The organism is Mucilaginibacter flavidus (genome assembly GCF_024055575.1).
GTDB classification, from domain to species: Bacteria; Bacteroidota; Bacteroidia; order Sphingobacteriales; family Sphingobacteriaceae; genus Mucilaginibacter; species Mucilaginibacter flavidus.
Window position 1 is genome coordinate 39,322 of record NZ_JAMXOE010000012.1, and the last position, 15,388, is coordinate 54,709.

The window sequence follows — 15,388 nt, forward strand, 5'->3', positions numbered from 1 at the left end:
CGTTCCTCGCAATGACGATAAGGTGGCTTAACGATTTCCAGTTACTGCTTCAATCATCCCCTTAACCCCAAACACTCATTCCCTTCCCAAACTAAACTTCGAAGTGTTATCAAAGCCAATATAATCAATCAGCCATTTGTTTTTTGTTTTCGTCAGGGTAAAGATCATCTTGACAACGCTTGAAATTGTAAGCCTGGCAATGGCTTTGTTATAAACAATGTAACAGCGGTCGAGATGGGCTTTGTCAATATGATCCAAAATATCGGCGGTATCGTAGGTTTGCAATAGCACATCTATATCCTCCCCGTTGACTTTTACAAGGGCGTTCATTTTCGAGCCCTTTTCCAAATTCTTATCTATTGCCAAATAATAATCCCGCACATAAGCCAGCAAGGTTTCCGAAAAATAACCTGATTTCCTAAGGAAATTTTGATACGCAGCCACGCCCGCAGTATCTATACGAAGTTGCGTGGCGCTGTCAGGGTAACCGCCCTTCGTTATAGACAGCAACGTTTTACTTTCGCTTGCCGCATTTGAGGCCTGGTCCTCTTTTTTGTGCCACTTCAGAAAACGGATGAGTGTCGTTTCAATCCCGCGGCGATTAGCCAGCGATGCTGAACGTTTCCCCTGGCAATAACCGTGCGCAGCTATCCCCGAAATCAATAATAAAATAACTATCTTTTTACTTTCAATGTGAGGGAGGGTTTGGTTTAATACGCTTTCGAATTAAAGTTCGTCGGTTGAGGCGTTGCGTTGCATGGTAATAAATATGTAGCTATTTTCCGGCTTTGCAAAAGGGGGGTTGTGAGCGGGGCACTTGAACCGGCGGGGGGAAGATAATAACATTATTAAATATTATATGTAGCTTTATAAAACCATGACCAATCACAATGTTGATAGTTTAAAACTTTATAAAAGCCATATTGACTCGCTAAATAAAATTATTGCAGTAATGCATAATAATAAGAGCGCTTTTAAGATTGGCGAGGCTTCTGTACAAGCGGCTTTGATTGTTGCAGCCACAACTTTATTCACCGTTATTGTTGGTTTTATATTTAAGGACTATTTAATCCCTGGTTGGATTGAAAAAAGAACCGCCAGCCGGACGGGCCAAGCTCTATTCCAACTTTATAAGGTCAACCTTTTCCGCTCGGCCAATGCGATTAATAACCGACTACATGAGATCTACCGGACCCGATCCCACTATTTATGGAGCAATGCCCCGCTGAATACCTTTTATGATTACAAATACAAAAGCTCAATTTATAGGCTGTGCGTGCTTATGGGCTGGATCAGGGCTTACCGTATTCTGGAATCATCGATGACTATTGCCAAGAGCGATGCTAAATTCCATGAGATTTCCGGATGTATCAGCGCCCTGGAATCTGCATTAGCCGATGGACAGCGTATTGAAATGTATGTGGCGAAGGCTCTTTTCACGATTGCGAAGGTCAAGTCCGATACCGTACCATCCGATACACTGGAGAAGTTTTCAGTTGAGGTAGATCATCTGGTCAACCAGTACTTGCAGGATGACGTTCTGGATTATATTGCGGATCTCTCGCCAGCGCAGCAGGATGCTTTTATCGTTGATATAGAAAAACTTCTGGCCACTCTTAAAATCAAACATGAACCGTTGGCGGCCAACAAGGAATTAATTATGAAAGAAGTGTCTGTTAGACTTGGACTAATCTATCGTGACTGGCAACAGGGCATAGGCGACCTTATGCTGCAAAAAGACGAGCAGACCTATAATGCTATTAGTTACAAGACCTTTGAAGAATATTGGGGAATGAAAGAAGACACCTCGGAAAAGAAGTGGCTGAAACGTGCCGAAGTAATGTTCGAAAATCTCGACTTGCGCGTCGATCAGCAAAGTGATTCCCGAATCGAGCAGCTTAAACTGGTCTACGCCAGCATTTACAGTTTATTGAATGCCCTATACACTACCGAAACAGGTGTAAGCCCGATCAGTCAAGAAGATTTTAATAAAATTCCAGCGACAATTGATAGCCCCAGGAAACCATAGAATATACATCTATTCCCATATGATTTGACCAGTATCGGCAATATTCCAGGTCTCGCGGTAATTTTTTATTTCCGCGACTGATATGCAACAGGTGTTTAACGATTGAACGGGCGTCCTGCCATAATGTGCTTTTATAACTTCAAATTCAATGACCCGAATGATCTTAAACTCTGTATCGGCTATATTAGGTTTCACGGCTAAATTTCTCGTAAAAAAACTATTGCCTACACTCGGATAGGAAATGCAGTCATAATTAAAGTCGGGATTGTTGTCGTCAAACTCAAATATATTGTCAGATAGGATTGCTGATAGCATATATTCAAAATGATTTTCGTCAGCCACAGATTTGGAATACTCCCGTGCAAGTAAATTGAAATAATTGGACATGTATCGCGCTAAAAGTGGATCTTGACCGTCATTTAAAAGTTTTAAAGCCTGTAATCCCTGAGCAACTTGCGGATTTACTTTTGCTGCATGTTCACTATGCTCGATCGGATATTGAGTAAATGTTCGAGTTCGTTTTGGTGCCCAAACACTGATAGTGACAATTTTATTTTCGGCGGGACGAATTTCTTTTAAAGCGGTATCAATCGTTTCCGTAAGATATAGCAAGGTGCTGTTACAAGTACTGGCGCGATTATATCTGTTCTTCTTCTTTAAAATTTCTAATGGCGGATAAGTCAAAAACTTGACGTCGGTTATCGTTTCATTTTTACCAGTTACGCTTTCGTTAACAACCAACCGAAATAAATCGCCTGTAATAGTCGCCTGATTTGTGATCAGGCAGTTAGAATTAAAAGCATAATGAATATAATTTCTGAAATCCTGTATGTCCTTGGGTGTAAACGTCTTGTAGTCTAATACTGAAAGTTGTGTATTCAAGTCATCGTAGAATTTACCCAAAGCCTCGAACATCTCTCGTTCTTCAATACTTACTTCCTGACCCGTTTCCAACTTCCGCAAAATTTTTTGCTCCATTGTGACGTTGTTACCATTATAGATTTTAAACTCAGGAATTACCGGTAAATTTTTAAACTGTGTTAAACGCTCACCGCCACTCTCTTTGAACTTCTTCGCGGGCCCATCCCAGTAGTCGATAACCTGTTGTAAGCTTTCCCTTAAATTAGTTAAACTAGGTTTAGTTACTTTATGGTATACTAAATTTGTCCCTTGTATCTTTGAATCGAAAATCTTCGCAAATTCAAAGGTCGCGTTATCAATCAATCCAAATAGAAATTCGACAGTAGGCGCATCATGGTGATAACTGATTTCAAAGTTCGATTCCGTTATTGCTTTAAATATTTCACCATTTGATTGATGCCGATAGGTCATAATAACCTTTACTGAAAAGTGAAAGGTGCTATTAAATATGTCTGGTTTAGTGATGCCTAATTCGAAGTGAATGTCACTTTGAAAACTTCCTAAGAATTTTTCAAATGATTCGTGCTTCCATTCTAAAATCCTTGTTGGATGTGAAGTTTTAAGTGTTGTAGCAATTATATCCATTTGTATTTAGCCCCCCACTGCTCCCGCAAGCGTTTCGCTTTTTTCGCTGCCGCAAGTCTCCAGCCTTGTGGCCCGCAGACAGGTAGCAAAGTGACAGGTAGCAAACATGCTAATCGACAATATTTATAAAAGTACAGATTCCACATCATAAAAATAGCCCGCTTTGATGTAAATCGGGCTATTTAAATGCTGGCTACCTATCAGCGAACCACCCCGATGAATCGGGGCGGTAGCGAAAAATCACTTGCGGCAGCGGGGCAATACCTTTTCATATTATAACAGTCTAATTCTATTATTTAAACTAATTGGGATAAATGATAAAATCATCATACACCTTACGGGCGGGCTTATCGCCCAGGCTTTTTAACGCCTCGTTGAGTAATAACAGATCTTTAACTTTTAAAGGTAAAATATGTTCATCAGGCTGAAACCTTGTTCCTATAGGATAATCTTTCCCTGGTGTTTTGGTCATTTCTATATGATTGCCCAGGATGTAAGATATTTTGTGTTGCGAAGTAAAATCAACCAACCGCTGCGTACTTAATTTAAACGACTGCCAGTCATTTATATACAATCTTCCCGGATAAAAGCTATCACCCGATAATAATATTTTTGTTTCATAGTCATAAACAGCGATTGAAGCTTTTTGATGCCCCGGTATTGGAATTATTTCTAAAACCCTGTCACCTAAGTCTATTTTGCTATTTTGAAATGGCCAATTTTCTATTTTAAAAAACGACTTTACATCATCAACCCCCAAACCTACAACCGTTGTATTAGGATTATCTTTAAATTGTATGTCGCCGGCTGTGTGGTCCCCATGGCTATGCGTGTGGGCCACAATAAGCGCTACTTTTGTATTAGATGCCTCTTCCCATTTACTAATCAGATTGTTAACTGTCGCCCGCAAAGGAAACTGCTTTTCATCTTTTGTGGCGCCTGCATCCATCAATAAGGCTTTTTTGTGCCCTAAAAACAAAAACATAAAAGGGCCTTCATAGTTGGTGCACTTGTTCTGTCTTAATATCCAGGTATTATAATTATATTGAACAACTTGTATTGGCGGATCGCTGTTTTCTTTACAATCGGCAGCCCCATGTATCCATTCTGTTTTATCAAGCTTTATAGCAGTTTTTTGATAAACCTTGCATGATAAACATGATACCAGGGCAAAAAGTATAAATATTTTTCTCGTACCGGGTTGTCGCATTTTACTAAAGCTTTTTACTTATACCGTTTCTTTTATTTAAGATAAAATCCCGCTGTTCGAAGTCTGTGACTTCGAACGATTATGCCTGTAGTCTCTGACTACAGTACTTACATTACCCAAATTCACTGCCCCCGGCTTCCGGCCAAAACCAATCACCCACCAGGCGTGCCCTTTACTAATTGAACAAAGAGGTAAAAAATCTGCGAAAGGCCCGGAAATAAACCGTACGCTTCAAGGCAGAGGAAAACAAAAAAAATAGCCAGGTATATTTGGCCCGGGTCGTATTTCAAAATATTTTTCGACAACCATTTGTTTAACCCCGCGATGTTTGACAGGATCAGCACTAAAGTTGTTCCAAGTATCATCCCGGCTAAAATATCACTCGGATAATGTACGCCAACGGCAACCCTGCACACACCAACAGTAAGCACAGCCCACAAAAATGACAGCAAGCCCATTTTCTTGTTCGCCAAAAACACAATCGTTACCAGGGCAAAGTATAAGGTTGCGGTATCGCTCGGAAATGAATAGATCCGCTTATCGGCCGAATCCTGGCTCCATTTTAAAATATTGACAATTCCGAGCCTGTTATCGTAAACCGGCCGGACATGTATTGGAACATGCGACTGGCAAACCACGCTTATCAACACACCCAAAATGCAGGCGAGGCCACCCATTATAATCCTCACCCTCACATTAACATCATTTGTTGAGAACCATAAATAACAAATACAAAAAAATATCGGACCGCCCCTCAGCAAAGGGTTCTCCGCAAACATTGCTATAAGCGTGCCCACAATACCGCCGGATGACGCTAATTTGTTCAGAAAATATAAAACTGAGAAGTCCATTTTATCAAATTGGGGTAAATTACTACTTCAAAAAGTTCAGCAACATTTAAATAATTGGCAGGTTTTAAAATGCCGGAGACATCTTTCTCTGTTCAAAGTATGATACAATGATAAACAAAACATTAAATATTAGTTAACAACAAAAAGATACTAAATAAATAAGCGGTTGAACCCGTTTTCCTTAAACGTAGAGACGGAATATTTTCCGTCTCAAACATTCCAGGTAACGATGATTTGTGCGGCTACCTTTCACAGGAGACGCCCCGATGTATCGGGGCGTCTCTACAAAAACCCTGTAACCTTTTATCCCGCCCGGTGTCTTTATGCATAGTTGGCCACTATCCACCAATGAACTACCGCGTGCGCCGTAGCTTTAGCGGTGGCGCAATGAACAACTGAACTAATGAACCAATAACCCCCATGCTGAAAAACTACATCAAAACCGCCTGGCGCAATTTGTTAAAAAACAAATTTTACTCTGCTATCAACATTGCCGGTTTAACCGCCGGGCTTGCAATCGGCATCCTGATACTATTATGGGTGCAGGACGAACTGAGTTTCGACAGCTTTCATAAAAACGCGCCCAATATTTACCGGGTCGAGCTTTGGGGCGGTACCGGCGCCAGCAGGCAGATCTGGACGGTTGGCGTGGCGCCCATCGGTCCGCTGGCAAAACGGCAGTTGCCCGAGGTGAGGGATGCGGTGCGGCTGACCGGTAACTACGATTTTTCGCTGTTTAAATACAAGGATAAGGTTTTTGGCGATGAGCATGCTACCTACGCCGATCCTTCGTTTTTTTTGATTTTCGATTTTCATATTGTGCAGGGCGATGCGGAAAAACCTTTTGCCGCCGATAATTCGGTAGTAATTACCCGCAAGGCGGCCGAAAAGTATTTTGGCAGCGATAATCCTATCGGCAAAGTCATTATTGCTGATAACAAAGAAAACTTCACGGTTACCGGGGTGATAGATAATTTCCCGAAAAACTCCTATTTCAACTATGATATGATAATGCCGATGAGCTATCATATAAAGCTCATGCTGGCGCACAAACAGGATCTGAGCGACAACTTCAACTTTTTTAGTTACGAAACCTATGTGCTGCTGAAACCCGGCACGCCGTTGATCAGCCTGGCAAAGCGCATCACCAAAATACACCTGGCCCACAAAGCCGCCGATACCGATGCCGATTACCTGCTGCTGCCGCTCGAGAAAATGCACCTCTACAACGCCGACCTTACCGACAAAGGCATGAGCACTGTACGCATTTTTATTGTGGTGGCCTTGCTGATATTGGTGATTGCCTGTATAAACTATGTAAACCTGTCCACCGCCCGCTCCATGCTGCGCTCGAAAGAAATCAGCATGCGGAAAATTGTGGGGGCGGCAAAAACGCATTTGTTTTTGCAGTTTATCGTAGAAACTGCCCTGCTGTTTTTAATGGCGGTAGTTTTGGCGCTTGGGCTGATATTTATTTTGATGCCGGCATTTAACAAACTGGCAGGTAAGGAACTATCACTAAACATAAGCGACTACCATGTTTGGATGGTGATGCTGTTATCTATCACCGGCACGCTCGCAGCATCCAGTATTTACCCGGCGCTGCTGCTATCGTCGTTCGAGCCATTGAAAGCGCTGAAAGGGAAAATATCGGCCGGGGTTGGCGATGTGCTGTTCCGCAAAATATTGGTGGTTACACAGTTTACCTTTTCGGTGGTGCTGATAATTGGTACTATAGTTATTACCAGTCAGCTGAATTATATCCGTGCTAAAAAACTGGGGTATGATAAAACAAACGTATTCTCGTTCTGGATGCGCGACGCAGCAAAACATTACGATGCTGTTAAAGCCGAACTGCTAAAAAGCCCCGGCGTGCTCGATGTTACCCGCTCGAACCAAAATATAGTGCGTTTCGGCGGCTTCACCGGCGATAACGACTGGGACGGCAAAGAGCCGAATACCACCTTTATTGTGCACTGCATAGTTATCGATAAGGATTTTACCTCGTTTTTTAAGATGAAAATGGCCGAGGGTAATACCTTTACCGGCGCGGTGAGTGATACAGCCCATTTTGTGCTGAACGAGGCCGCCATCAAACAAATGGGCCTTAAAAACCCCATCGGCAAACGGTTTATGATGGAGGGCATTAAAGGTAAGATCATCGGCGTGGTAAAGGATTTTCATTATGCATCGATGAAGGAAAAAATAACCCCGGCCGTATTTTGGTACCAGCCGCAATATTTCAGCACCGTATATGTAAAAACCACTACAAAAGATGCGCAGAAAGCCCTTGCAGCGACCGGCGCGCAGTTTAAACAATACAATGGCGAATATCCCTTTGGCTATGCTTTTCTTGATGACGTATTTAACAGCCTCTACCAGTCGGAGCAGCGGGAAGGCTCGCTGTTTAACTACTTTGCGTCAATCGCCATATTTATATCATGCTTGGGCCTGCTTGGTCTTGCTGCCTATACCGCACAAGTCCGTACCCGCGAAATTGGAGTGCGCAAAGTGCTGGGTGCAAGTGTAAGCCGGTTAGTTGGTTTACTGGCGCAGGACTTTATAAAACTGGTGATGATAGCCATTTTAATAGCATCGCCCATAGCCTGGTTTGCCATGCACAGCTGGCTGCAGGCCTTTGCCTACCGGATAGATCTAAGCTGGTGGGTATTTATAGTAGCGGGTTTGCTCGCGGTTATCATAGCATTTGCAACCATGAGCTTCCAAACCGTAAAAGCGGCGTTAACAAATCCGGTGAAGAGTCTTAGGAGTGAGTAGGCAGTTGGCAGTAGGCAGTTTGCAGTAGTGGAGTTTTCAGTTGGCATTTTGCAGAGTCCGGGAACTGCCAACTGCTAACCTTCATCTGCAAACTAATTACCTACTGCCAACTGCAAACCGCCAACTGGAAACTAAAAAAATATTCTCCCGTTACGTAACAGAATTACTACTTTGGCGCCTAATTATAAACCGGTTGTTCAGGGCGCATTTAAAAGGGTGTTGAATATCAATTAGCCCGGTTGTTTAACAGGGTTACATGAAGTTTTTTTTCTCGATTATTGTTATCTTATTTGTATCGACCAGGCTTTACGCACAGCAAAGCCCGGTTCCCATTAAGCGGATTCCGGTACTCCGCAATGGACTCGTAAAAGATACTATCCGGGTTGATACTTTGGAGAGGCCGCCAAAAGTGCCGTTGTCAAAACAGGAAGATATAGGTGATGCACTGTCGAAATTGTTTCACAGCAAGCCCACACCGGCGGTAGACAGTATTACCAGTAAACCTGAAATTTCCATTGCCCCGGCTATTGGATACACGTTGCTTTCAAAGTTTGCATTGGTGCTATCGGGTAATGCCATTTTTAAAACGGCGCCACAATCGCGTATTTCCACAATAATCGCCAGTACCTCTTACACCCAGAATAAACAGTTTACCCTGCCCATCCAAACCAACATCTGGAGCAAAGACAATACCTATAACTTTGTAGGCGAGTACCAATACTTCAAATATCCGCAAAGCACCTACGGCCTGGGCAGCAGCTCGAACATCAAAAACGAAGATCCGATGGATTACTCGTTTTTTAAATTTTACCAAACGGTGCAGCGCCATGTGGTTGGCAATTTATACGCCGGCCTTGGCTTCATTTTCGACTCGCACTGGAATATATCTGACAAGGGTAACCGTAACGGAACACCTGACGATTATACAACCTATGGCAAGCACTCGCACACTGTTGCGTCGGGCCTTACCTTCAACATGGTGCTCGACTCGCGTGATAATGCCATCAACCCGTTTAAAGGGGGATATGCAGCCCTGCAATACCGCGATAATTATGAATTTTTTGGAAGTAGTATGCCATGGCGGTCGCTGATACTGGACGTGCGCAAGTACATCAGGTTCCCCGAAAATTCGGACAACGTACTCGCATTCTGGAATTACGACTGGCTGATTTTAAGCGGCAAACCCGGCTACCTCGATTTACCGAGCACGCAATGGGACAGCAACACCGCAACGGGTCGCGGTTACATACAGGGCCGTTTCCGGGGTGCGCAAATGGTATATGCCGAGGCCGAGTATCGCTTTAAAATTACCCGCAACGGCCTGCTTGGCGGCGTGGTATTCTTAAATGGCGAATCGTTTTCGGCCGCGCCGGGCACCAGCCTGCAGCGCATACAGCCAGGCTACGGCCCCGGCTTGCGATTGAAGCTCAACAAAACATCAAACACCAACATCACCATCGACTATGGCTTCGGCCGCCAGGGCAGTAACGGGTTGTTTATTGACATAGGGGAGGCGTTTTGATTTTTAGGTTGATTGAGTTAACCTGTATCGTGTCCCGTCGCGAACTAATCTCTATTCTCCAGTCTCTAATCTCTAACATTGTTAATTCTTGTTAAAACCTGTTAAATAACTGTTAATCAAAGGAACTGCGCTTTTTCCTGGTACTTCAATGCCTTAGCTTTGGGCAACAACAATTGAAAACCTTATGTTAAAAAGCTATTTAAAAATCGCCTGGCGCAACCTTATCCGGCATAAAAGTTTTTCATTTATCAATATCGGCGGATTATCGATAGGCATTGCAGCCTGTTTGCTGATTTCGCTGTACGTGCATTACCAGCTAAGTTTCGATGCCGCTAATAGCAAAAAAGATAGGATACTGCGGGTCAGCAACGTTATCCATACGCCCGAAAACGACAACATCACCATGGCACTAACGCCCGAATTGCTGGGCACCACGCTAAACAGCAGTTTTCCGGAAGTGCAAACAGCAGTGCGTTTTGCACCAACCAAAGGCGTAATAAAACTAAACGGACAGATTTTCAAAGAAGATGATGTTTACACCGCCGATGCCAATATATTCGATGTATTTGATTACAAGTTTGCCGAAGGCAGCCCCGCGCAGGCACTTACCGATTTGCATGGGTTAACGCTAACCAAAACCACCGCCATAAAATACTTTGGCAAAGGCAGTGCCCTTAATAAAGCCATTACCTGCAACGGCAAACTCTACCACGTAAGCGCCATACTGGAAGACCTGCCCGAAAACAGCGACCTCAAATTTACCATACTGCTACCAGCCGAGTTCTATAAAACTACCAGCTGGCTGCAGGATGATTTTTCGGTTTATACCTATGTATTGTTCAAGCAAAAACCAAATGCCGCCGCTTTTGAAAAAAAGCTGGCCAAATTTTCGAAGGAAACCATCCAGCTGGAGTTTAATAAAATAGGCGCTACCAAATACTACGTTGAGTTTAATACCGAGCCGCTGGCCAATGTGCACTTCAGCGTTGGTAAGCTGGGCGATACGCCGAAAGGGGATAAGCAGCTGGTTTACATCTTTTCGCTTTTGGCGGGAGTTATTTTATTTATAGCACTGTTAAACTACATCAACCTGTCCACGGCGCGTGCTGCCGAGCGGGCCAAAGAGGTAGGCGTGCGTAAAGTAAACGGCGCGGTTCAGGCCAGCCTGGTTACCCAATTTTTGTTCGAGTCGTTTTTTGTGACGCTGATAGCGCTGGTTATAGCAATAGGAATGAGCCTGGCCATGCTGCCGCTTTTAAATAACCTGCTGCAAATAAAAATCTCCTTCTTTAGTTCGGGCTTTACTTTCCTGTTGATTTGCGGATTGGTTTTGGCGTCGTCGCTGTTAACTGGTTTGTACCCGGCGTTTGTGCTGTCGGCCTTTACACCGGTTGCAGCCCTTAAGGCAAATTTTACACACGCGGCGAAAGGCCTTACCCTGCGCAAGGTTATCACTGTTACCCAATTTGTAGTAGCCACGGTGATGATTGCGGGTGCGTTTATTATGAACAAACAAATAAACTTTGTCCAGCACCGCTCGCTGGGTTACGATAAAACCCAGGTGCTTAATGTGTCGCTTCCTGATGATTCAATAGCGTTGACGCGCTTGCCGGCGTTCAACAATACACTGAGGCAAATGAGCCAGGTAAAAGGTACATCGGTACAAAGCGGTTTGAATGTTGATAACGGCGGACAGGCAAAATCAACTACTATGGTTACAGCCAATGGTAAAAAGCGCGAACTGATGTCGAATTATTTTTCTATCGATGACAAGTTTATCCCGTTACTAAAAATGCAACTGGTAGCCGGTCGTAACTTCTCGGAACAAATGATTACTGATAAAAAGCAAGGCTTTATAGTAAACGAAGCATTTGTTAAACAATTAGGTTGGAAACAGCCCATTGGTCAGCCTATCAAGGGGATGGAACACGAAGGGTATGTAGTAGGTGTGATAAAAAACTTTCACTACGAATCGATGCACAACCCGGTGGCGCCAACGGTATTTGTTTACACCGGGCCAAAACCGGCCGCTGTGCTGGTAAAAATTAGCCCCAAATACCTGCCGCTGGTTAAAAACGCCTGGCAAACATACTTCCCCGATTATCCTTTTAATTACGAATTTATAGATACGGCCCTAAATGATCTGTATAAAAAGGATGTTACCAGCATCAGGCTGTTTAATTATTTCACGCTGCTGTCAATTATCCTTGCCTGTCTCGGCTTGTACGGGCTGGCCCATTTGATTGCCATACAGCGCACCAAAGAGATTGGCATCCGCAAAGTACTGGGCGCCGCCCTAATCCAGTTGCTGGTACTGCTGGCAAAGGATTTTGTGAAACTGGTGGCCATTGCCGCGCTAATTGCCATACCTGTTACCCTTATTGTAATGAATAAATGGCTTACCAGCTATGCCTACCACATCAGCATAAATTGGTGGCTGCTGGCATCGCCGGTGTTTGTTATTTTGTTGATCTCTGTTTTGGTAATAAGTTATCAAACCATAAAAGTGGCAGTTACCAACCCGGTGAAAAGTTTAAAAAGCGAATAATACCTGTACCATATCCAAAAAACTTACGGAGTTTTAAAAACTTCGTAAGTTTAAATTCCGATTTGTTCTATATTTGCAGCATTGCTCCCGTAGTTCAACGGATAGAATTATGGTTTCCGGTACCATCGATATGAGTTCGAATCTCGTCGGGAGCACCCAGCGGGACAACGTCAGATTTGAGTCAGTTGTCCCGTTTTTTTTTACTTACTAAGTTACTGTTAGTCAGATAGATAGTCTTAAATATATCGGTTAATTCAATAGCTCGAAGTTCTAAATCCTCCAAAGTGAAGTTTTCGGCATATATCGAACTAATTGATTTTTTTAGTCTAATTGTTTTATTTACAGTAGATTACGTCAATATCGGTTATGGTATTAGTGGCCTTGTCAATAAGGCTATTGAATTCGCCGGATGGTAGAAAATCGCTTTTTAACTCGGAAATCCTCGCTTCCAATATTCTTGCTGCTGAGTCCGATTCGTTTTTAATTTCCCTGTAATCGGCAGAATCTATATCTCCGTTGAGCAAAAGTTCCCTGGCCCGCGTAATTTTTTTCGTCAGCGTGGTAATTTGATTGGAGAATATGGGGGCACTGACCACCTGATTCCGAAATGTCGAACAGGTGATTCCGTTACACATTGACCATATTAACATATTGATGGTTAATTTGATTTTTCTTTGCTTTCAACACAAATCGGTGCTCAAGAGCGCACGGAATGTACTGGTCAAGGCCTCCGGAATGTCCAGGCTCACCGGTGTTTCGCTTTAAATGTCTTCCTATCGCCAACCCAGCCCGGGCGCAACATCCTCAAAAATTGCCGACAACAGATGAACATTGTAGTCAACACCCAACGTATTGGATACAGTCAGGAGTAGTGTGTCCGCTTAATTAACATTGCGGATCGACCAATGTTCATGCCCGGCGGAAATTTTTTACATCTTTTCACTATCTTTTTCGACTCTTGAACTTGGCTCTTGACTCTTTACGCTTTTTTACAAAAAAATTATGAGACATCATAAACTTTTACTCTTTACACTTATTGATCAAAACCCAAAAGAAGGAAAAATGACAAGGGCACAGTTGGATGCCTTTATGGAAAAACACACCTGGTAATAAAGAAGAAAATGAATTTTCACTAATTAAAACGAATTTCACGAATTAAATATCTTGTTTTAAAATTCGTGAAATTCGCCTTAATTCGTGCTGATTAGTGTTTGTTAAAAAACATTTAAGGACGTAAACTCATAACCTAAATTTAAATTTTGAAAAATATTAGTCTTTATAAAGTATTGGCAGGCATTGCCGTACTTTGCCTGTTGGCTGCTTTATGGTTCATTTGGCATGATGGTATTGCCGATGCGGGCTATTATATCATAGCATTCTTTATTATGCTGGCCATTGCTTGCCGCGGGGCGCAAACGCTAAAGGGATTTTCATATACCATTATCATTTTTGCGGCGGTGACAACGGCTTTGTATTTTCCGCAATATTTTATCGAGGTGAACGGGTTCAAGCTGTCCGGGCTTATTACGCCGCTTTTACAGCTTATTATGTTTGGAATGGGCACATCAATGGGCCTGGAAGATTTTGCCGGCGTTATCAAAATGCCGAAGGGTGTGTTTATAGGTGTTGGGAGCCATTTTATAATTATGCCGCTGCTTGGTTTTACATTGGCCAAATTAAGCGGCTTTCCGCCCGAGATTGCCGCCGGAATAATCCTGGTAGGCTGCTCACCTAATGGCATGGCCTCCAATGTTATGTCATACCTGGCCAAAGCCAACCTGGCATTATCGGTTACAATAACCGCGGTTTCTACTATGCTGGCGCCCATTTTTACGCCATTGCTCATGAAGCTGCTTGGGGGAGAATTTATTAAGATCGATGCCCTTAGCATGATGTGGGATATCGTAAAAATCGTGGTCTTTCCAATAGGAGCAGGTATTCTTTTTAATAAGTATTTATTGAAGCGGGCATTATGGCTGGAAACATTGATGCCATTGGTATCAATGTTTGGTATAGCATTTATCATCGTAATTATTACCGCCGCCGGCAGGGACAGCCTGTTAAATATTGGCGGTCTGCTGGTATTACTGGTGCTTATCCATAATTTAATGGGGTACACATTGGGCTATTGGTCGGGCCGTATATTTAAAATGTCTGAACGCGACTGCCGCACCATGGCAATAGAAGTAGGGATGCAAAACGCAGGACTGGCATCAGGACTGGCAAAAGAAATGGGTAAAATTGCAACTGTTGGGCTTGCGCCGGCGGTATTTGGGCCGCTGATGAATACTACGGGTTCGTTGTTGGCTAATTATTGGCATAGGAAACCGTTAAAAGAAAAAATAGAAAATTGAATGAACAGAATTTTAACACAGCCAGCGTCCAATGCCGCCGCAATAAGCCGCCAGGGCCCCGATGATTTCCTGACGGGGATTTGGTGGGACAAACATTAAATTTAAACGAGTTAATTACCTTTGAACTTTAGGAGGGGGAAACCCTTCCTGATTTTTTTTGTCCGTTGTGTGATAAACTATCAGGATGCCTGGGCAAATTCTTCTTTAAAAACAGGCTCAACCTTAAGTTCCCTGCGAATAGCATCGTTCTCGCGGTCATCGAATTTTTCTTTCAGCTTCTTGAAAATTTCGAAACTAAAAGCGTCGTTCATTGGTAAATGGTATTTGGGAACAACCGTATCGGGATGCAGATGCAAAGCTTCCGTCGAAACTTTTAAATTTTCGTGATTGATATGTGTAAGGCCGGTTAACGGATCGGTGTCATAAATAACGAAGGTGTCTATTAATCTCCCTTCATCATCGGTATAAATTACAGTGTCATGTTCGTTGAATAGTCTCATTTTGGGCGATGTATGTGTTAAGTAAACACCGTTACAAAGTCAATTGTTTTACGCTAAAGTTAATTTTTTAAGTTATTTATATAAAATACG

At 43.0% G+C, this 15,388-nt stretch carries 10 protein-coding genes and 1 tRNA gene; 6 read left to right on the plus strand and 5 right to left on the minus strand.

The annotated features are described in order from the left end of the window. Window positions 1-75: 75 nt before the first annotated feature. The gene (locus NAF19_RS17460) at window positions 76-663 is read right to left on the minus strand and encodes a hypothetical protein (protein ID WP_252791524.1); all 588 of its coding nucleotides are present in this window, start codon (window positions 661-663) and stop codon (window positions 76-78) included. A 214-nt stretch (window positions 664-877) separates the two neighbouring features. Between NAF19_RS17460 and NAF19_RS17465 the strand changes: the two genes are divergently transcribed. Further along, the gene (locus NAF19_RS17465) at window positions 878-2,029 is read left to right on the plus strand and encodes a hypothetical protein (protein WP_252791526.1); all 1,152 of its coding nucleotides are present in this window, start codon (window positions 878-880) and stop codon (window positions 2,027-2,029) included. A gap of 9 nt (window positions 2,030-2,038) precedes the next feature. On the opposite strand, the gene NAF19_RS17470 is transcribed toward NAF19_RS17465, so the two are convergent. The 3 genes from NAF19_RS17470 to NAF19_RS17480 form a co-directional block, all read right to left on the minus strand. Then, window positions 2,039-3,535 (minus strand): hypothetical protein, encoded by a 1,497-nt coding sequence (locus NAF19_RS17470; protein WP_252791528.1) that lies wholly within the window; start codon window positions 3,533-3,535, stop codon window positions 2,039-2,041. 301 nt (window positions 3,536-3,836) lie between these two features. Beyond that, window positions 3,837-4,745, minus strand: coding sequence for an MBL fold metallo-hydrolase (locus tag NAF19_RS17475; protein WP_252791530.1), 909 nt, complete (start codon window positions 4,743-4,745; stop codon window positions 3,837-3,839). A gap of 152 nt (window positions 4,746-4,897) precedes the next feature. After that, window positions 4,898-5,596, minus strand: a complete 699-nt coding sequence (locus NAF19_RS17480) for a phosphatase PAP2 family protein (RefSeq protein WP_252791532.1) — start codon at window positions 5,594-5,596, stop codon at window positions 4,898-4,900. Between the two features lie 420 nt (window positions 5,597-6,016). Here NAF19_RS17480 and NAF19_RS17485 point away from each other — a divergent pair, with 420 nt between their 5' ends. The 5 genes from NAF19_RS17485 to NAF19_RS17505 all read left to right on the plus strand — a co-directional run bounded on the left by NAF19_RS17485 (window position 6,017) and on the right by NAF19_RS17505 (window position 14,798). Then, window positions 6,017-8,374 carry an ABC transporter permease gene (locus tag NAF19_RS17485; RefSeq protein WP_252791534.1) on the plus strand — a complete coding sequence of 786 codons (2,358 nt, stop codon included), beginning with the start codon at window positions 6,017-6,019 and terminating at the stop codon, window positions 8,372-8,374. A gap of 256 nt (window positions 8,375-8,630) precedes the next feature. Beyond that, window positions 8,631-9,896 carry a BamA/TamA family outer membrane protein gene (locus NAF19_RS17490; protein ID WP_252791535.1) on the plus strand — a complete coding sequence of 422 codons (1,266 nt, stop codon included), beginning with the start codon at window positions 8,631-8,633 and terminating at the stop codon, window positions 9,894-9,896. A 184-nt stretch (window positions 9,897-10,080) separates the two neighbouring features. After that, window positions 10,081-12,444 carry an ABC transporter permease gene (locus NAF19_RS17495; protein WP_252791538.1) on the plus strand — a complete coding sequence of 788 codons (2,364 nt, stop codon included), beginning with the start codon at window positions 10,081-10,083 and terminating at the stop codon, window positions 12,442-12,444. An 83-nt stretch (window positions 12,445-12,527) separates the two neighbouring features. Further along, a tRNA-Arg gene (locus NAF19_RS17500) sits at window positions 12,528-12,599 on the plus strand. A 1,104-nt stretch (window positions 12,600-13,703) separates the two neighbouring features. Next, window positions 13,704-14,798 (plus strand): bile acid:sodium symporter family protein, encoded by a 1,095-nt coding sequence (locus tag NAF19_RS17505; protein ID WP_252791540.1) that lies wholly within the window; start codon window positions 13,704-13,706, stop codon window positions 14,796-14,798. Between the two features lie 179 nt (window positions 14,799-14,977). Here NAF19_RS17505 and NAF19_RS17510 read toward each other — a convergent pair whose 3' ends face one another. Next, window positions 14,978-15,298 (minus strand): hypothetical protein, encoded by a 321-nt coding sequence (locus NAF19_RS17510; protein WP_252791542.1) that lies wholly within the window; start codon window positions 15,296-15,298, stop codon window positions 14,978-14,980. Window positions 15,299-15,388: the final 90 nt, after the last annotated feature.